We start from the raw sequence: 19,738 nt of genomic DNA on the forward strand, positions 1-19,738 counted from the left end.
AAACATAAATCGGGTTTTAAAACAAGCCTAAATTAGTAAACGCTACTTTTTAGCGAGTAAAACCAATTTTAAGTTGAGTTTACCTCTAAAATAATCATTTTTGTTGAAAGCTTTTGTATTTTTACTTTTTAAAATTTTGTTAGATGAACATTCATTTTATTGCGATTGGCGGAAGCGCAATGCACAATCTTGCCATAGCTTTACACCAAAAAGGATACCAAGTTTCTGGAAGTGACGATGCAATTCACAATCCGTCTAAATCTCGTTTAGAAAAATACGGTTTGTTGCCAAAAGAGTTGGGTTGGTTTCCTGAAAAAATAACGCCTAATTTAGATGTTATTATTTTAGGAATGCATGCTAAAAAAAACAATTTAGAATTGTTAAAAGCGCAAGAATTAGGAGTAAAAATTTATTCGTATCCAGCATTTTTATACGAGCAATCTAAAAACAAAACAAGAGTTGTAATTGGGGGTTCTCATGGAAAAACAACCATTACCTCTATGATTTTGCACGTGCTAAATTATCACGATAAAAAAGTAGATTATATGGTGGGTGCACAATTAGAAGGTTTCGAAACCATGGTACATTTAACTAAAGAAAACGAATTTATTGTTTTAGAAGGAGATGAGTATTTGAGTTCGCCCATAGATATGCTTCCAAAATTTCATTTATACAAACCAAATATTGCTTTGCTAAGTGGCATTGCTTGGGATCATATTAATGTTTTTCCAACTTTTAAAAATTATGTAGATCAGTTTAAAACCTTCACAAATTCTTTAATTAATGGAGGAAGTATGGTGTATAATGAAGAAGATCTTGAAGTAAAAAACGTAGTAGAATCGTCAACAAATCATATTAAAAAATATCCATACACAACTCCAAAACACTTTATTGAAAACGGAATTACTTATTTAGAAACTCCAGAAGGGAATTTGCCTTTGGAAATCTTCGGAAAACACAATCTTCAAAATTTAGCAGGTGCAAAATGGATTTGCCAACATATGGGAATAGATGAAGATGATTTTTATGAAGCAATTGCCAGTTTTAAAGGAGCCAGCAAACGTTTAGAGAAAATTGCAGAAAGTAATACAACGGTTATTTTTAAAGATTTTGCACATTCGCCAAGTAAAGTCGCTGCTACTACAAAAGCCGTTAAAAATCAATATTCTAATAGAACTGTTTTGGCCTGTTTAGAGTTGCATACCTATTCTAGTTTAAATGCAGCGTTTTTACAGGAATACAAAGGCGCATTAGATAAAGCAGATGTTGCCGTCGTTTTTTATTCACCAGATGCCGTAAAAATTAAGCAATTAGAAGAAGTTACTGCTACACAAATTTCAGAAGCTTTTGAGCGAGAAGATTTAATTATTTATACGAATCCGCAAGAATTTAAAGAGTTTCTTTTTAATAAAAATTTAGAAAATTCTGCAGTCGTTTTAATGAGTTCTGGTAATTATGGAGGGCTAGATTTTAAAGAGGTTAAGCGTTTGGTTTAGCCTTTTTTAACCTTAACTGAACTAATTTTTCTTGTTGCCATTTTTTATCGGTAATTCTTTTTAACAACCAATTTCTATACTCTTTATCGAAAATAGATTTATAAATAATCGACATTCTTTTTTTAATAAAAAGCTCTGTCGATTTCTTTTTATGGGTAGAATTTCTTTTAGACTCATTTAAAAGGTAATCGTTATAAATAGCTAAATATTTTTCGGTTTCTGAAGTTTTAGTGAAATTTAAAGAATTTATATTATTAAAAGTTGTGTAGCAAATGGCTAAAAAACAATTCAATGGGTTTTGCAAAGTGTCAAATTTTTGAAATGCATCTTTTGCAACTGTTTTTTTAGAAAGTAAAAAAACATCGTACGCATTTCTTAAGGCAATTGTTTTAAAATGAAAACCATCGTCATTAATTTGCTTAGCAATAATGGATAATGACAACTGATTGTTAAAACTCATTACGTTTATACCATTAATTTTCTGTTTTGTTTTTTCTACAAAATTATAATTAAATTCATGGGCATATTTTTCTAGTAAGAGTTCTTTATGAATTTCTACTGCTGCAATTCTGTTTTCTTTTTGAAGTCTTGGGTAATGTTTAAACTGAGGGAAATCGTAATCGCTTTTTACAACTTTAGAATAATTGTTCTCTGTTAACACCTCAATTGCTTTAGGGTAATCTTCTTTTGAGAAAATAAAATCGATATCTCCCACCATTCTTTCTGCAATATCTTCATACAACCCTTCCAACAAATTTCCAGTTCCTTTTAAAAAAATGGTTGTAATGTTGTGTGACATTAGAAGTTCGTTTATTTCTTTTGCTTGCGATATTATTTGTTCGTTTCTTTCTCTGTTTAAATCGGTGATATGTTGCATGTATTCCACCAATTCTTCAGGTAAATACGAAAGAAAGTTAGCGCGTTTTAAATTGCAGTATAAAGCAGGAAAAACATAATGAGTCGTACTTAGTTTTACAACAGCATCCCAGTCTATTTTTTGTGTTTTTAATTGTTGCTCAACTTCTTGTTTATTTTTTTCTTCCAAAGAGATTGTTAAGCATTTAGCTACAAAAAATAAGGTTTCTTTATAATTCATTTTTAAATATTTTAGAAACAGTAGCTACCATTTTTTGATTATTAGAATAGGTTATTTGATGACAATTTAATGCAGTAAACCATTTTAAAAAAGCATCTGCATTTTCTTTAACTGGCGAGAGCCAAGCATCTGGTACTAATTGCTGAAAAGCTTCAATTTTGGCTATTTTTTGATGTTGTAAATCTGCGTTTTCTTTATATTTAATAAATACTAGATCTTTACAAGGTTTATGAGACGAAAAATCGGTGTTATTGGGTTTTAAGTATCGTACTATTTTATTCAATCTTTTAAAATGATATTCAGCAGAATTTTCCAATTCAGGATATATTGGAAGCAATGTTTTTACACTATTTTTTTTGATAGAAATAGCAGCAGGAAAACTATACACTTCTGTATTTTTTGCATCTACAGGCACAAAATCGTCTGCCAAACAAGTAAAACCGTTTGCTTGTAACAGTGCTAAAGAAGTGCTTTTTCCGTTGCCAGAATCACCACAAAATAAAATGCTTTTTTTTCCATTAGAAACTGCAGATGCATGAAAAACACCCAACCATTCTTTTTCTTCTTTTTGATGAATTTTTTGAATGAGTTCCATAGAAAATTTTCCTTGAAAGAAATGAATTTCTTTCTTAGACCAAGCTCCAATAAATTTTTTATCATTGTAAAAGAAAACAAAATTGTTATTTATAAAAACAATAAAGTTATGATGATAATCGGAAGTGCTTTTGACTTCTAAATGCTTAAATTTTGGGTGTACTAAATACAGTTCGTATTCGGTAGAAAAATTTACCTTAACAATAATATTATTTATTTTGTAAAATTTTGTGTATTCAAATTTCTTTGGTTTTTTAATATCTCTATAGTCGTTTATTAAATTTGAATTTTCAACTGTTTTTGGAGCATAAATTTTACGTTCTAAATCTAAAACAAAATCAATTGCTTTTTCTAAAGGAACTGCTAGTTTTTTACTTAATGCAAATGCAATATCGTTTACAGGAATGCCTTTGTTTATTCTTTTTAGAATATCTGCAGTTGTGTTTTCTAAGACTAAGTACTCGTTGCTTTTTTCAAACCAAACAATGGTTTTATCTTCAACAGTTTGGTATAAAAAATGTTTTGCTGTGTTCATAAAATAAAGGTACTTATTTTCTAATGTTGTTCAAAATAAAAAGCTTCGAAAAGTATTGGTAATTTCAAACAAGAAATGGTATTAGAGCTTAATCAAAAAGAATTCGGAGTTTCTGTTGAAATTGCCATTCTCGCAAAAACGGGCATCTAAATAAGGTATTTTGGTTTTTACCTTTTTTAAGTGAAAATAAAACCAGCGAAATGCCTTTGTGACTTTGCCTTGAGACTAGTTGATTTTAAGAAATTCTTTATTTAAAACAAAAAGGCAGTAATTTAAAATTACTGCCTTTTTGTTTTATAAGACACTTTCCCACAAAGTGTGTAAGTTAAAAATTACAGGATTAAATTTTTCATAGTTTAATCCTGTTTTCAAATATAGCCAAAAATTGGTTAAGAATGATACCCCAATTTCTAATAGGCAATGTCCATTTTTTTGTTGATTCTCTCAAAGCTAAAAATACGGATTTAATTACAGCATCATCTGTTGGATATGAGAGTTTGTTTTTAGTGTATTTTCTAATTTTCCCATTTAAGTTTTCAATTAAATTTGTGGTATAAATAATGGTTCTGATTTCTAATGGGAAATCGAAGAAAACAGTGAGTTCATCCCAATTGTTTTCCCATGATTTAATGGCATAAGAATATTTAGAGTTCCATTTATTTTTAAAGTCTTCTAAGGCTGCTTTTGCTGCTTCTTTTGTAGGAGCTGTATAGATTTGCTTCATATCTCTTGTAAAGGCTTTTTTATCTTTCCAGACTACATATTTACAAGAGTTTCTGATTTGATGAACCACACATATTTGTGTTACTGAATTGGGAAAAATAGTTTTAATGGTGTCTGTAAATCCGTTTAAATTATCAGTTGCTGTAATTAAAATGTCTTGTGTTCCTCTGGCTTTTATGTCGGTTAAAACGCTCATCCAAAAAGAGGAAGATTCGTTTTTTCCTAACCAAAGTCCTAAAACTTCTTTTTTACCATCTACTCTAAGACCAACAGCAATGTAAATTGTTTTATTGATGACTTTGGAGTTTTCACGAACCTTAAAAACGATGCCATCCATCCATACAATCAGATAAGTAGCTTCTAAAGGTCTATTTTTCCAAGCAATAATGTCAGCTGTAATTTTATCTGTGATTCTAGAAATGGCTGAACTAGAGATGTTATAATCATACAATTCTCGTATTTGTTCTTCGATATCTGTAGTACTCATTCCTTTGGCATACAAAGAAATAATCAGGTTTTCAACTCCATCTGCAGTACTTTCTCGCTTTTTAATAAGCATTGGATTGAAAGTAGCATCGCGATCTCTTGGAACTTTTATTTTAGTTTCTCCTAAATGCGTCTTTATGGTCTTGGTGCCATAGCCATTTCGTGAATTAGGATTGTTGCTTTTTTGATGCTTATCGTAATCTAAATGTGCATCTAATTCGCCTTCTAAAATCTTTTCTACACCACGTTTGTGCAGTTGTTCTATAAAACTGGTTAGTTCTGAACCTGTTTTAAATTGTTTTAAAAATTCTTCGTTTAATAAATCTTCTGGTTTCATAATAAAAGTGTGTTTATAAATTTAGTGATTATTTAATCGTAAAGTTATTTCCGAAATTTTTCCTCATGGAGCAATTTAAATATTGCTCTAGAAAAATTTCAGAATAACTTTACTTACACACTTTTTGGTTTAGTACCTTTTATAAAACCTTAAAGCGTTTAGAACAATGTAACCATTGGAATTGATATTGTTAGTTTGTTGCTTGTGGCTTTGGTTTATCTTTTAACAAGCCTAATTTTGCTTTTACTGCATCGTATAAATCTTCTCCTTTTTTTACGATTAAAGATTTTGCATCAAAAACATATAAAATTCCTTTTGTAGCAGCCACTTCTTCAATTGCTTTTTCTGCTTTCTTTACAATAGGCTGTAGTTCTTCTGCTTGCTTTTTTTGCATTTCTTGATATGCAGTTTGCTGTGCTTGCTCGTATCTAGCTCTATCTAATTGAATTTCTTCTGCTCTTTTTTTGTTCGTTTCTGGAGTTTGAGTTCCTTGCTCTGCATCATACTTTTTATATTTTGCTTCCAATTTCTTCTTCATTCCTTCAATTTCGCTTTGGTAAGATTTACCTAATTTTTCTAAAGTAACACTTAAAGCTCTAGTTTCTGGCATGTTGTCGATTACTCTTTGGTAGTCTATATGACCTATTTTTTGTGCATTTGCAACACCAGCTACCCCTAAAGTAAATACAGCAATTAATAGTAACGTTTTTAAATTTTTCATTCTTGTTTTAATTTAATTATTATTCTCGTCTTTTTTTTCTTGTTCTTTCTTTTGGTCTTCTTTTTTCTTTTTTAATGCTTCTTTTTTCTTACGTAATAGTTCTTTTTTTTCGGCTCTTTTTTTTAGTAACTCTCTTCTGCGATCTTTTGCAGCTTTTTTCTTTGCCTCTCTATCTGAAAGTTTTTTGGCAACAATTGCCTCTTTCTTTGCTATGGCTTCTTTTTGCTGAGGTGTTAACTCTTTTTTTGTGTTTTTTCTTTCTTCTTTTTTTGCGTTTTTTTGATCTATTAATCTTGTTCTATCTATAGTTGCTAAAACGAGGTCGCTAATATCGTATTTTTTATTTGAATATAGCATTACTAAGTCACTAGATTTATCAAAAACGAAGTCGTATTTTTTTCTTGCAGAAATACTTTGTATTGCGTTGTAAACTTGGTCTTGAATTGGCTTAACTAATTGTTTTCTTAATAAAAACAAATCTCCTTTAGGACCAAAGTACAAAGATTCTAATCTTCTAAGCTCGTCTTGTTTTAAAGCAATTTCTTCTTCTTTTTCTTCGATTAAATCTTTGGTAAGAATTGCTTTTTCGTTGGCTAAGTCGCTTTTTAATACTTCTATATGTCTCGCTTCTTTATCTAAAACTTTTCTCCATTTTACAACTTTTTCATCTAAAGTGTTTTGAGCTTCTAAATATTCTGGAACATTTTCTAGAATGTATTCCATATCTATATAAGCAATTATTTGGCTTCTTTGTGCCCAAGAAATACTTACACTAAGTAAAAGAACGATTGATAAAAATATTTTTTTCATTTGTATAAAGTGTTAGAAAAAACCGTGCCAAAAAAACTTTGACATTACAAATGTACAGTTTTCTTAGAATTGTCTTCCGATAATAAAATGTGTTTGCCAGCCAGATTTTTCGAATTGTCCTGGTAATGGGTCAAATCCATGTGCAAAGTCGATTCCTAACAAACCAAATGCAGGCATAAAGATTCTTATACCTAAACCAGCTGAACGTTTTAGTTTAAACGGATTAAATTCTTTAAAATTGTCGTACGAATTACCTGCTTCTAAAAAACCTAGTGTATAAATAGAGGCAGATGGCGAATCTGTAATTGAGTATCTTAGTTCTAACTGAAATTTATTATAAATGGTACCTCCGTCAATAGATGATAATCTATTGTTTTCATAACCTCTTAAGCCTACCACTTCTCTTCCATCTAACTGAAAAACGGCAATTCCATCTCCACCAACAAAATATCTTTCGAAAGGAGATTGTCCTAACTCATCATTATAAAAGCCTAAATACCCCATTTCTGCATTAGACATTAGTACTAATTTATCGGTAAAAGAAGTGTACCATTTTCCTTTTGCATTTAATTTGTAATATTCTAGCCATTTATACTTTTCTGCAGGCGCTAACCCTGTATAATCTTTATTATTTAAAAGAGAATATGGTAAGGTTGCTTTTACCCCAAAAGAGAATTCAGAACCATAAGTTGGGAAAATTAAACTTGGTCCAGCCGAGTTTCTAGCTAGAGTAGCATTGTAAGATAAATTATTTAAGGTACCATTGTTTAGTACATCTGCACCAACTCTAAATCCGTAATTATTCAATTTAAAACTTTGGTAAGAAACTGTTTGCGATAATTGGAAAAAATCGTCAGGCCATTTTAAACGTTCTCCTAAACCTATAGAGGCTCCAATAATACCTAAACTTCTACTTCTATCTACATCAAAAGTTCGAGGGTCTAACTGAAACTGATTCGAAGAGTATATAGAGAATGATAAAGATCTTGGCTTTTTACCACCCAACCACGGTTCTGTAAACGAAAAGCTGTAGGTGTTAAAAGTTCTACTAGATTGCAATCTTAAAGATAGTTTTTGGCCATCTCCCATTGGTAATGGTTTGTATGCTTCTTTTTTGAAAATATTTCTGATAGAGAAATTGTTAAAAGACAATCCTAACGTTCCTATAAAAGAGCCTCCACCATAACCACCTTGTAATTCGATTTGGCTTCCCCCTTTTTCGACAACATTAAAGTTAATATCTGTTGTTTTATTTTGATAATCTGGAAGAATGTCTGGAACCACATTTTGGTCGAAGAAACCTAATTGACCAATTTCTCTAATAGATCTAATAATTTCTTGTCTGCTAAACAAACTTCCTGGCTTTACACGTAATTCTCTAAAAAGTACGTGGTCGTTTGTTTTATCGTTTCCAGATACTGTAACTTTTTTAATACGTGCTTTTTCGTCTTCTCTAATTCTAATTTCTACAGTAATCGAATCGTTTTCTACCTTAGTTTCTACGGCGTTTATTTGCGAAAACAAAAAACCATTATTTTGATAAGTAGTAGAGATGTCGAAAGAAGTTGGAGAGTTGTCGCCTTTTACACGTTCTTTTAAAACGGCTCCATTATAAATATCTCCTTTATCTATTCTTAAAATTTGATGCAATTGTTCGTCTGTATATTCTTTATTTCCTACAAATAAAATATCTCCAAAACGATATTGCCTACCTTCTTCTAAATCGATATTTATATTAATGGTATTGTCGTTATTCCATGTAATATTTTCGCTTAAAATACGAGCATCTCTATAGCCCAATCTACTATATTTATCGATAATACTTTCTAAATCTTCTTGGTAATCTTCTTCTATATACTTAGATGTTTTCCAGAAACGACCAAAGAATTTTTCTTTGGTGTTTTTCATTGCTTTTCTTAATTTTCTGTCAGAAATGGCTTTGTTCCCTGTAAAATTAATGTCTTTTATTTTTATTTTTTTTCCTTTATCGATAAAGACAGACATGTTTACGGTATTAATGTCGGAAGTGTCTTTTTGTACATCTATGGAAACTTTAGTTTTTAAAAACCCTTTATCTGTATATTTTTTTGCGAAGTAATTTTTAGTAGTTACAAGTAAGTTGTCTGTAACCATTGCCCCCAATTTTAAATCGGTTTCTTTAATAAGTTCTTTTGCTTTAGAGCGTTTTATACCATTTATTGTTACTTGATTTAATTGCGGTAGTTCTTTAACATCGAACTGAAGGTAAACAGTGTTTCCATCTATTTTTGCTAAATAAACATCTACGTCGCTAAATTGTTTACTTTCGTATAACTTTTTAATGGCGCTTGTTAACTTGTCTCCAGGAAGTTTAATCGGTTGCCCATATCTTAAACCGGTAAAAACACGCACAGTTTCTTCGCTAAATTTTTGAAGACCTGTTACAGAAACACCACCAAGAATGTATTCTTTTCCTTTTTCGTAACTTATGTTATTGCTAGATATCGTATCTTTTTTGACTACAGATAAACTATCTTTTTTAACTTGTGCACTTGCACTATAAGTAAAAAATAGTGCGGTTAACACTATTGTGGCAGAAAATAATTTCATAAAAAATTTATTCTGTAATTTGTTCGCTTGTTTTTCCAAATCTTCGTTCTCTATTCTGATATTCTATAATAGCATCGTAAAAATGCTCTTGTCTAAAATCTGGCCAAAGTATATTTGTAAAATATAATTCGGCATAGGCCATTTGCCATAATAAGAAATTACTAATACGTTGTTCACCACTTGTGCGTATCATTAAATCTACCTCTGGCAAATTAAACGTATATAAATGGTTATTAATAGTATTTTCGTCAATTTCTTCAATTAAAAGTTCTTTATTAACAACTTTTTTAGATATGTTTTTGATAGTATTAACAATTTCTTCTCTTGAACCGTAGCTTAAGGCAAAGGTTAAGATAATTTTGGTGTTATTTCTGGTTTCAAAAATAACATCTTTTAATACTTTTTGAGCTTTCTTAGGAAGCGTCTCGATATTTCCAATCGCATTTACTTTTACATTATTTTCTTGAAAACCAGGTAATTCTTTCTTTAACGAGTTGATTAATAGGCTCATTAAAGCATCTACTTCCATCTTTGGTCTTTTCCAGTTTTCGGTAGAAAATGCATATAAGGTAATGGCAGCTACGCCAATTTGTGAAGCAGCTTTTACAGATTCTCTTACAGCTGTTAGGGCATTTCTGTGTCCAAAAATCCTATTCATACCTTGGTTTTTAGCCCAGCGTCCATTGCCATCCATAATAATGGCAACGTGTTTTGGTACTCTTTGTAGGTTAATGCGTAGTTTTTTATCCATATTTATAAACCTTCTGTGTAACAAGCGGGTCTCCCAAATGTATATATTAAAGAAAAACCTGTAAACATATACCAGTCGTTTCCTGTTCCTCCAAAATCTAAAGAGGGTATTTTTGGTGTAGAGTAATCTAAATCATCTACAAAAGTGTATCTAAATTTTGCTTCAACCGAAAAGGCTAAAGCACCATATAGTTTAGACTTAAAACCAACTCCTATAGGAACTGCATATGATGTTTTGCTTGTATAAAAATATTCGCGTGGCTGTGGTTCTGACTGGGCACTTTTGTAATTAAACGCGGCCAATTCTACTAAAATGTATGGTGTCCAAGTTTTATCATTTGAATTCATGTCGAATTCGTAAAAATTATATTCCATACCTACAGCCAACTCGTGAATTGTGTTTTTAAAATTTAATCCTCTGTTTTGTTTAAAATCGGTATCTGCATCTACATCATTTCCTTTAATAGGTAAATAACTATAAGTACCTCTTAAAGCTATTCTTGGGTTGTAATTGTATTTAAATAAGGCAGCTCCAGCTAATTTATTTGGGTAAATATAGTTAGTTCTGCCAATGTCACCTACATAATTAGAGCCTCCTATAGAAACTCCAATTTCATACACTTGCCCCAAAAGTATGGAAGAAAAGCTTACAAATACGATAAATAATATACTGTTTTTCATTCTAAAAAATAGCGAGCAAATATAGGAAAATCAATTTGCTTTATAAAGTTAATATTCAGTCTTTTTTGAATAACAACTATTTTAAAAATTTATTGTTTTAAAACCGTTAAAGGTTGGTCTCGTTTCTGGTATCTTCTCCCCATAATAATTTGCTACGCAAAGTTTGTAAAAAAGATTGATTTTTTGGTATAATACTTTGTATGGTAAATGCTGCTTTTTCTATAAAAACTTTCGTGTTTTCTGGTACAGAAGTAATTCTAGAATCTAAAGAAATTAAAAACTCTTTTTCTCTAGAATCTATTTCTAATTCGATTGTGGTTTCGTCGGAAATAACCATAGGTCTTGCATTTAAGTTATGAGGTGCTATGGGGGTGATTACTAAATTTTTAGAATCTGGCGAAATTACGGGACCATTACAACTTAAAGAATAACCGGTAGAGCCTGTTGGAGTGGCAATTATTAAGCCATCTGCCCAGTAATTGGTTAAATATTCGTTGTTTAAATTGGTGGTAACCCCAATCATAGAAGTGGTGTTTTTGCGAGCAATGGTAACTTCGTTTAAAGCAAAATTTAGTTCAGAAAATTGTTCTGTTTTTGGTGCTGTTTTTACAGATAAGAGTGTTCTTTCTTGTAGCGAATATTCTCCTTTTAAAATTAATTCTACACTTTCTTTAATGGTTTTTTTATTAATTGTTGCCAAAAAACCCAACCTTCCAGTATTAATTCCTAAAAGCGGAATTCCTAAGTCTCGAATATAAGTAACGGCTCTTAATATAGTACCATCGCCACCTAAAGTAAACATGGTTTCGAAAGAACTATTTAAATCAGAAAAATGAGAAAATGTTGGGTATTTTTTATCTAAAATGTTTCCTTTAATTAATAAATCATAAAATTTCTTTTCAATAAAACAAACAATATTATTTTCTTCTAAAACTTCAAGTAAAATTTGAATTTCCTTTTCTGCCGAAATTGAATATGATTGTCCGTAAACTGCTACTTTCTTCAAAATTTAGTTCTTATTTTTATTTCTTAAACTTCTAAAATTACATTTCTAAATATTTCTGAAGATATTCTGATCTGTTTTTTAAATCTTCTAAATAAATATCATTCTCGTGTGTAGATATTATTTTGTAATCGTATCTTCTAAAAGTGTGCATAATTTCGTTAATATCTTCTGTAATTATCTTTAAAGTTACTTGTACAAAATCGTTTTTTCTTTCAGAGATATAAATGCCTAACAATTTCGCCCCATTGGTTTCTACAATTTGGCAAACTTCACTCATAGAATAATCGTTTTCTACCTTTTCTATAATAAGCGTTTCGCTGTCTTCTACCATAAAAGGACTTGTAGAAAAAACATCTAAAACGTCACATAAATCGTAATAACCAATGTATTCTTTTTCTTTGTTTAAAACCGGAATAATATTGGTATCGTTATCTGCAAAAATTTTTAAAAGTTCTAAAACAGTAGCTTTTTCATCTGCAAAAAACGAATTTAGTAAGTAACTGTAAGCAACTAATTCGTTGTTGTTGTTTTCGATAGTGTGTATATCATCTTCTGCAAAAGAACCCAATAATTTGTGGTTTTCTATCACAGGAAAATGTGTAATAGGAAAATTATCAAACAAATCTTTCGCCTCTTTTACGCTACTTTGCAAGCTCAACGCTTTTGTTTCATTTAATATGTAATCTGTAATGTTCATTCTTTACGAATATAGGATAAAATGATTTAATGGTTTATCTTTGCTAACTAATTTTAGATAATGACAAAGTTAAGCGTAAATATTAACAAAATTGCAACTTTAAGAAATTCTCGTGGCGGAAATGTACCAAATTTATTAAAAGTGGCCACAGATATCGAAGGTTTTGGTGCAGAAGGAATTACCATTCACCCAAGACCAGATGAACGACACATTCGTTATCAAGATGCAAGAGATTTAAAAAAAATAGTAACTACAGAATTTAATATCGAAGGAAACCCTATTAAAAGTTTTATAGATTTGGTGTTAGAAACAAAACCAACACAAGTTACTCTAGTGCCAGATGCTGTAGATGCAATTACGTCGAATGCTGGTTGGGACACCATAAAATATCAAGATTTTTTAAAGGAAGTAATTCAAGAATTTCAGCAAAACGGAATAAGAACGTCTATTTTTATAGATACTGATTTAAAATTAATTGAAGCTGCAGCAAAAACAGAAACCGATAGAATTGAGTTATATACAGAAGAATTTGCCTCTCAATTTGAATTGGGAAATAAAAATGCCGTAAAACCATATACAGAAGCTGCTATTTTAGCAAACAAATTAGGGTTAGGTATTAATGCAGGGCATGATTTGAGTTTAGATAATATTCAATTTTTTAAAGAAAATATACCGCATTTGGCAGAAGTTTCTATAGGACATGCCTTAATTGCAGAAAGCTTGTATTTAGGATTAGAGAATGTCGTAAATATGTATTTGCACAGATTGAAATAGTTAGCAGTCTTTAGTAGGCAGTCAGCAGTCAGCAGTCTTCAGTAGGCAGTCTTTAGTAGGCAGTCACAGTTTCAATTACAGTTTACAAACCTATGATTTCTATATTTCTATGAGGTTAAAAATTACTAATATTTTGTAGCAGTAGCAGTAGCAGAAAAAAACTACGTGTTTTCTAGAAAATCAATAAAAAATGAAAAACAACTCAATATTACATTCAACCATAAAAGGAGAAGGAAAGCCATTGTTAATTCTACATGGTTATTTTGGAATGAGCGATAACTGGAAGACTTTAGGAAACCAGTTTTCAGAAGATTTTCAAGTACATTTAGTAGATCAAAGAAATCACGGACGTAGCTTTCATAAAGACGAATTTAATTATGAGGTTTTAGTGGAAGATTTACACAATTACATACAGCATTACCAATTAGAAAATGTTTTTTTAATAGGACATTCTATGGGCGGAAAAACAGCAATGTTATTTGCAGTAACATACCCTAATTTGGTAAATAAATTAGTGGTTGTAGATATTTCGCCAAGAATGTACGAGCCACACCACAATGCCATTTTAGCAGGGTTAAATTCTGTTGATTTTTCTGTTGAAAACTCTAGAAAACTGGTAGATGAAAAATTATCGAAACGAATTCCTGACGTTGGTGTACGACAATTTTTGATGAAAAATATTTACTGGAAAGAAAAAGGACAGTTGGCTTATCGTTTTAATTTACCATCGCTCACAGAAAACAATCCTGAAGTTGGGGAAGCGTTACCGCCATTTACTGTTTTCGAAAAAGAAACCTTGTTTTTAAAAGGTGAAAAATCGGATTATATTACAGGCAAAGAAGCTCCCATTATTGAGGCTCATTTTCCGAATTCTAAAATTGTAGAAATAAAAAACGCAGGTCATTGGGCGCATGCCGAAAATCCGAAACAGTTTTATAGTGAGGTTTGTAAATTTTTAATTAGTTAATAGTTACAGCTACTGTGTAATTTTTACAGGATCTTTATTTTCATCAATAGCTACAAAGGTAAACTCTCCAAAAATTGCATGCTCTTTTTGGTAACTATACATTTGTTCTATATAAATATTTACTTCTACTTTTAAGCTGGTTTTTCCAATGTGCGATACTTTACCAATTAGTTCTATTATCGTTCCCGCAGGAATGGGTTTGGTAAAGTCTATTCTATTGCTACTTACTGTAACCATTTTTTGTCTGCTAAACCTTGTTGCAGTAATAAAAGCAACTTCGTCCATTAAAGATAAAGCGGTTCCACCAAAAAGTGTGTCGTAATGGTTTGTGGTGTTCGGAAAAACAGCTTTAAATTGCCTTGTTTCAGAATTTTTAATTCTCTCTTTTGTTGTCATTTTGTTTTTAAATTATCATTTTTTTTTACAGTAATTTTAAATAATAAATGGTACAAAACCCACTTTACAGCTTTTTTAGTAAAGTGGGTTTCTAAAATTACACGATATTACTAAATGTTTTTTCTCTTAAAATTTTGGCAGCTGTAACCATTTCTGTTAAAGCTTTTTTTGTTTCATCCCAACCTCTTGTTTTTAAGCCACAATCTGGGTTTACCCAAAGTAATTCTTCTGGAATCACTTTTTTCGCTTTGTTTAGCAGTAAAACCATTTCATCTTTATGAGGTACTCTTGGCGAATGAATGTCGTAAACACCAGGACCTATTTCATTAGGGTAATTAAAATCTGCAAAAGCATCTAATAACTCCATTTGAGAGCGAGAACATTCGATGGTAATTACATCTGCATCCATATCTGCAATGTTTTGTATAATATCATTAAATTCAGAATAACACATATGGGTATGAATTTGTCTTTCATCATTAATTCCTGAAGATGCAATTTTAAAAGCATTTATAGCCCATTTTAGGTAGTTTTGCCAATTATTTTTTCTTAGTGGCAGCCCTTCTCTTATTGCAGGTTCGTCTATTTGAATTATTTGAATGCCTGCATTTTCTAAATCTTTAACTTCATCTCTTATTGCCAGTGCAATTTGGTTGCAGGTAACTGCGCGATCTTGGTCGTTTCTTACAAAACTCCATTGCAAGATAGTTACTGGACCTGTAAGCATTCCTTTTACCAACTTAGAAGTTAAACTTTGTGCGTAACGTGTCCATTTTACGGTCATGGGTTTTGGTCTAGAAACATCTCCAAAAATAATAGGTGGTTTTACACATCTACTGCCATAGCTTTGTACCCAGCCAAATTTTGTAAAAACAAATCCGTTTAATTTTTCACCAAAATATTCTACCATGTCATTACGTTCAAACTCTCCGTGAACCAAAACATCAATACCAATTTCTTCTTGCCAATTTATTGCTTTTTCGGTTTCTTTCTTTAGCAATTCTTCATATTCTTTTTGGTTAATTTCTCCTTTTTTAAATTTATTTCTCCAAGAACGCACTTCTTTTGTTTGCGGAAAAGACCCAATGGTTGTTGTAGGGTAAAGTGGAAGGTTAAGTGCTTTATTTTGCAATATTTTTCGAGATGGAAAAGGGTTAAGTCTCTTAGTATGTTTGTTAGAAATACTAGCCACTCTATCTTTAACTGTTGGGTCGTTTATTAAAGGCGATGTTTTTTTACTTTCTATATCCTTGCGGTTTTTTAGAATGGTATTTTTGTTTTTCTCACTGTTATCATCTAAAAATAATTGTTTTAGAGTAACCACTTCGGTTATTTTTTGTTTCGCAAAGGCAAGCCAATTTTTTATTTCTGAAGTCAATACTTCTTCGTTATTTTCGCTATCTAAATCACAAGGAACATGTAATAAAGAACAGCTTGTGCTTATAAAAACTCTTTCTTGCCCTAATACATTTACTGCTTTTTTTATCGTAGCTAACGATTCTCGATAATCGTTTTTCCAAACATTTCTACCATCAACAATACCTAAAGAAATAGATACTTTTTTTGGAGTATTATCTAACACTTCTTTTAGTTGATTGGGGTTTCTTACCAAATCTATATGTAAAGTTTCAACAGGAAGGTTTACTGCAAGGTTTAAATTGTCTTGCAAGCCTTCGAAATAGGTGGCTACAATAATTTTAAGTTTTGGAAATTTTTCTTGTATTTGTTTATAAACCTGTTTTACGGTGTGTTGCTCTTTTTCTGTTAAGTCTAAAGCTAAAAAGGGTTCGTCAAATTGAATCCATTCGGCTCCAGATTCTTCCAACTCAGTTAAAATTTTAAAGTAAATAGGTAATAAGTTTGTTATTAAATCGATTCTATTGAAACCTTGTTCTTTTTCTTTACCTAATAGTAAGTAAGAAACAGGTGCAATTAAAACAGGTTTTGTATTAATTCCTTGTTTTTTTGCTTCTTTGTATTCGTCTATAACTTTTGTTGAAAAAAGACTAAACTGTTGGTCTTTTTTAAATTCAGGAACAATATAGTGGTAGTTGGTGTCAAACCATTTTGTCATTTCCATTGCAGGTACATCTATATTGTTTTTTTGATGTCCTCGTGCCATTGCGAAATATAAATCTAATTTCGATTTAAAATGTAGTTTTTTATACCTTTCAGGTACAGCATTAACAGTAAGAGACATGTCTAAAACTTGGTCGTAAAAAGAAAAATCGTTGCTGGAAATTAGATCTATTCCTGCCTCTTGTTGTAGGTTCCAATTGTAGTTTTTAATACTTTTACCTACTTTTTCTAACTCCTCTTCAGAAATTTTGCCTGCCCAATATTGTTCGCAAGCTTTCTTTAACTCTCTTTTGCTACCAATTCGCGGATAGCCTAAAATGTGTGTTTTCATTTTTTACTTTTAAATAATGAATTAATAATTACTTAAAAGTTCTATTAAAAACTTCTTTTGCTTGTCGAGAAATAAAAATAATAAGTCGAAAAATAATGGCGCACAAACACACATAGATAGCTAAAAAAAATAGCATCTAAATGTTAAAAGGCATCAGAATAGACAAATCACTTCAAATCGCGAAAGCAAAGTCATATCGATAATGGCAGGTCTCCTGACTTGTAACAATTTTTATCGTCCTTCCCATTTCGTTAAAAACAGTGGACCACAAGGATAAAAATCTTTAAATGTTACTTACAGTTGCGCGACAGCTCTGGATTTGCACCAGATTCCCTATTAATCTACAGCTAAGTAAAACCATATCGTACGATGAAATTAAATAAAAGAACTTCTTTCTAAGGCAAAGGTATTATAAAATTTGCTTCGATTTTAATTTAAAGAGTCTTTTAAAAGTAAGGGTTCGTTTTTAACCTTTAAATCTGTGAAAAATAAACAATGTTGGTTGTTGGATATACCAAAATAAGTGACTGCGAAGATAGATTTTTTATGTCTAGAAATTATTCTGAAATTTCTCCACGATGTGGTTTTAAAGCATCTCTGTAAATTTTCATATTGCTTTCATTAACAATAATAAATGCTGAAGAAAACATGGGATTTTTTTCAATAATATTAATTTCTGAGAAAGGAAGTTTTCTGCTTCCGCAAATTCTTTTAAATGAATGGTATGATGTTTTGCGGTTTCTTTGGCATCTTCTCCTCTAAAATCCCACAGTAATTTTATTTTTCTTTCCATAATTTTTAATGATTGATAAAAATAAACAAATCTCCACTATTAAAAGTAATGTTTATATTGTTTTCAATTGCTTTATTTCGAGTTCCAATTCTTTTACGAAAATCTAAATCTTCATTATTTAAAGGGTATTGAAGTCCTTTTGTAGTGATATTTGTAGCTGTTGGAAAAGGAAATAATGAAACTGTTTTGTGCAAACAATTACTAATAAAGGTATTGGGTTCAGCTAAAAAATAATAGCCATGATTATCAAAAAAAGTAAGTTTTAATTTCTCTTTCCATTGAAGCGCTGTGTGTAAATTTCCTAAAAAATGGTCTTGTTCTTTGCCACTTGCGCCAAAAACATCAATCTTATAAAAACCCTTGTCAGAAAGAATTTGTAGCATTTTATCAAAATCTGTAAAATCTTGATTCGAGGTTTGTATTGCCTCAATATCTTCTGGAATTTCTTCTAAAGAATCAAAATCGCCACTAATAAAATTAGGTGTAATATTTTTACTTTTAAATATTGATAAGCGCCATCGGTTACACAAATTGTATCGTAATTAGATAAATTGGGCAGTTCTTTTGGCTTTTCTCCATTTAATAATAAAAAAACTTTATTTTTCATAAATGCAAAAATACCCATTTCGTAATTAATAATGCACTCTTATTTTCTTTTACAGTAATTTCAACTAATAATGGTGTTGCAAAGAAAATGTACTTAAAAAGTTGGCATAAATTTCATAGAAATAGTTTTATCTTTGATGCAAATTTTAGACTTTGAATACAGCGCAATTTATTCCAGAAATAATTTCAGAAAAAATAGAAAAAGCAACTTTTACATGGCAAACACCAAGTAATATTGCTTTGGTAAAATATTGGGGAAAAAGCAATCCGCAAATTCCTAAAAATGCGTCTATTAGTTTTACGTTAAACAATTGTCATACAATTACAACCATCGAATTTGAGCGCAAGCGAAATTCTGAACTTGTTTTAGAATCTGATAAATTGGTAGATTTTAATTTGTTTTTTGAAGGCAAAGAAAAGGAAGAATTTAAACCTAAAATTGCTAAATTTTTTAAAAGAGTAGCACAATATTGTCCGTATATATTTGATTACGAGATAACCATTAATTCAGAAAATTCTTTTCCACATTCTAGTGGAATTGCATCTTCTGCCAGTGGTTTAAGTGCTATTGCCATGTGTTTAATGAGTTTAGAAAAAGAGTTAAATCCTAATTTAAAATCAGAATTTATCAATAAAAAAGCTTCTTTTTTAGCGCGTTTAGGTTCTGGAAGCGCAAGTAGAAGTGTAGAAGGTCCTTTGGTTGTTTGGGGAGAACATCCAGAAATTAAGGGGAGTTCAGATTTCTTTGGTATAAAATTTCCACACAAAGTGCATTCAATTTTCGAAAACTATCAAGATGCAATTTTGTTGGTAGATAAAGGAGAAAAGCAGGTTTCGAGTACAGTTGGGCATAATTTAATGACAAATCATCCGTATGCAGAAAACAGGTTTGTGCAAGCAAATGAAAATTTAGGAAAACTATCAGAAATACTACAAAATGGAAATATAAAAGCCTTTGTAAATTTGGTAGAAAGTGAGGCATTAACGTTACATGCAATGATGATGACCAGCAACCCATATTTTATTTTAATGAAACCCAATACGCTAAAAATTATCAACAAAATTTGGAAGTATCGCGAAGAAAATAATAGCAATGTTTGTTTTACTTTAGATGCTGGTGCTAATGTGCATGTTTTGTATCCATTTGCAGAAAAAGAAGCGGTTAATTGTTTTATTGAGAATGAGTTGGCTAATTATTGTCAAAAAAAACAGTATATTTATGACGTTGTTGGTTTTGGAGCAAAACAACTTTAATCAATTTTACAAAATCG

Annotated in this window: 17 protein-coding genes, 1 pseudogene and 1 riboswitch; of the genes and pseudogenes, 4 read left to right on the plus strand and 14 right to left on the minus strand. The window is 30.7% G+C overall.

Annotated elements, in window-relative coordinates; translation table 11 throughout:
• Nucleotides 1–143: 143 nt before the first annotated feature.
• Complete coding sequence (locus JL193_RS13190; RefSeq protein ID WP_207971242.1) at nt 144–1,496, plus strand: UDP-N-acetylmuramate--L-alanine ligase; 1,353 nt, start codon at nt 144–146, stop codon at nt 1,494–1,496.
• On the opposite strand, the gene JL193_RS13195 is transcribed toward JL193_RS13190, so the two are convergent.
• The 10 genes from JL193_RS13195 to JL193_RS13240 all read right to left on the minus strand — a co-directional run bounded on the left by JL193_RS13195 (nt 1,480) and on the right by JL193_RS13240 (nt 12,521).
• Nucleotides 1,480–2,592 (minus strand): nucleotidyltransferase domain-containing protein, encoded by a 1,113-nt coding sequence (locus tag JL193_RS13195; protein ID WP_207971243.1) that lies wholly within the window; start codon nt 2,590–2,592, stop codon nt 1,480–1,482. The two genes, JL193_RS13190 and JL193_RS13195, sit on opposite strands and share 17 nt — an antisense overlap.
• On the minus strand, nt 2,582–3,721 hold the full coding sequence (locus tag JL193_RS13200; RefSeq protein WP_207971244.1) for a phosphoenolpyruvate carboxykinase (ATP): 1,140 nt from the start codon (nt 3,719–3,721) through the stop codon (nt 2,582–2,584). The genes JL193_RS13195 and JL193_RS13200 overlap by 11 nt, the downstream gene beginning before the upstream one ends.
• Nucleotides 3,722–4,070: 349 nt before the next feature.
• The gene (locus JL193_RS13205) at nt 4,071–5,267 is read right to left on the minus strand and encodes an IS256 family transposase (RefSeq protein ID WP_207970621.1); all 1,197 of its coding nucleotides are present in this window, start codon (nt 5,265–5,267) and stop codon (nt 4,071–4,073) included.
• Between the two features lie 190 nt (nt 5,268–5,457).
• The gene (locus JL193_RS13210; protein ID WP_207971245.1) at nt 5,458–5,988 is read right to left on the minus strand and encodes an OmpH/Skp family outer membrane protein; all 531 of its coding nucleotides are present in this window, start codon (nt 5,986–5,988) and stop codon (nt 5,458–5,460) included.
• Between the two features lie 12 nt (nt 5,989–6,000).
• Entirely contained in the window at nt 6,001–6,798 is a 798-nt protein-coding gene (locus tag JL193_RS13215) for an OmpH/Skp family outer membrane protein (protein WP_207971246.1), read from the minus strand.
• Between the two features lie 63 nt (nt 6,799–6,861).
• Nucleotides 6,862–9,387 (minus strand): outer membrane protein assembly factor BamA, encoded by a 2,526-nt coding sequence (gene bamA, locus JL193_RS13220; RefSeq protein WP_207971247.1) that lies wholly within the window; start codon nt 9,385–9,387, stop codon nt 6,862–6,864.
• Nucleotides 9,388–9,394: 7 nt separating this feature from the next.
• Nucleotides 9,395–10,138, minus strand: a complete 744-nt coding sequence (gene uppS, locus JL193_RS13225) for an undecaprenyl pyrophosphate synthase (protein ID WP_207971248.1) — start codon at nt 10,136–10,138, stop codon at nt 9,395–9,397.
• A gap of 2 nt (nt 10,139–10,140) precedes the next feature.
• A complete protein-coding gene (gene porG, locus JL193_RS13230; RefSeq protein ID WP_207971249.1) occupies nt 10,141–10,818 on the minus strand; it encodes a type IX secretion system protein PorG in 678 nt (225 codons plus the stop codon).
• Nucleotides 10,819–10,924: 106 nt separating this feature from the next.
• Nucleotides 10,925–11,824, minus strand: a complete 900-nt coding sequence (locus JL193_RS13235; RefSeq protein WP_207971250.1) for an NAD kinase — start codon at nt 11,822–11,824, stop codon at nt 10,925–10,927.
• 37 nt (nt 11,825–11,861) lie between these two features.
• Entirely contained in the window at nt 11,862–12,521 is a 660-nt protein-coding gene (locus JL193_RS13240) for a CBS domain-containing protein (RefSeq protein WP_207971251.1), read from the minus strand.
• A 60-nt stretch (nt 12,522–12,581) separates the two neighbouring features.
• Between JL193_RS13240 and JL193_RS13245 the strand changes: the two genes are divergently transcribed.
• Together JL193_RS13245 and JL193_RS13250 are read left to right on the plus strand one after the other, a co-directional pair.
• On the plus strand, nt 12,582–13,295 hold the full coding sequence (locus JL193_RS13245; RefSeq protein ID WP_207971252.1) for a pyridoxine 5'-phosphate synthase: 714 nt from the start codon (nt 12,582–12,584) through the stop codon (nt 13,293–13,295).
• 190 nt (nt 13,296–13,485) lie between these two features.
• Entirely contained in the window at nt 13,486–14,262 is a 777-nt protein-coding gene (locus JL193_RS13250; protein ID WP_207971253.1) for an alpha/beta fold hydrolase, read from the plus strand.
• 9 nt (nt 14,263–14,271) lie between these two features.
• Here JL193_RS13250 and JL193_RS13255 read toward each other — a convergent pair whose 3' ends face one another.
• The 4 genes and pseudogenes from JL193_RS13255 to JL193_RS13270 all read right to left on the minus strand — a co-directional run bounded on the left by JL193_RS13255 (nt 14,272) and on the right by JL193_RS13270 (nt 18,391).
• Nucleotides 14,272–14,658 carry an acyl-CoA thioesterase gene (locus tag JL193_RS13255; protein ID WP_207971254.1) on the minus strand — a complete coding sequence of 129 codons (387 nt, stop codon included), beginning with the start codon at nt 14,656–14,658 and terminating at the stop codon, nt 14,272–14,274.
• A gap of 97 nt (nt 14,659–14,755) precedes the next feature.
• The gene (metE, locus tag JL193_RS13260) at nt 14,756–17,068 is read right to left on the minus strand and encodes a 5-methyltetrahydropteroyltriglutamate--homocysteine S-methyltransferase (protein ID WP_207971255.1); all 2,313 of its coding nucleotides are present in this window, start codon (nt 17,066–17,068) and stop codon (nt 14,756–14,758) included.
• A 187-nt stretch (nt 17,069–17,255) separates the two neighbouring features.
• Nucleotides 17,256–17,445: riboswitch (cobalamin riboswitch) on the minus strand.
• 180 nt (nt 17,446–17,625) lie between these two features.
• Nucleotides 17,626–17,861 (minus strand): annotated as a pseudogene (locus JL193_RS13265) (hypothetical protein).
• A gap of 5 nt (nt 17,862–17,866) precedes the next feature.
• Nucleotides 17,867–18,391: a thiamine diphosphokinase gene (locus tag JL193_RS13270; RefSeq protein WP_243456756.1), complete on the minus strand. Its 525-nt coding sequence runs from the start codon at nt 18,389–18,391 to the stop codon at nt 17,867–17,869.
• Between the two features lie 229 nt (nt 18,392–18,620).
• Between JL193_RS13270 and JL193_RS13275 the strand changes: the two genes are divergently transcribed.
• Entirely contained in the window at nt 18,621–19,721 is a 1,101-nt protein-coding gene (locus tag JL193_RS13275; protein ID WP_207971256.1) for a diphosphomevalonate decarboxylase, read from the plus strand.
• The last annotated feature ends 17 nt before the right edge of the window (nt 19,722–19,738 follow it).

The sequence above is a fragment of the Polaribacter batillariae genome, assembly GCF_017498485.1.
GTDB classification, from domain to species: Bacteria; Bacteroidota; Bacteroidia; order Flavobacteriales; family Flavobacteriaceae; genus Polaribacter; species Polaribacter batillariae.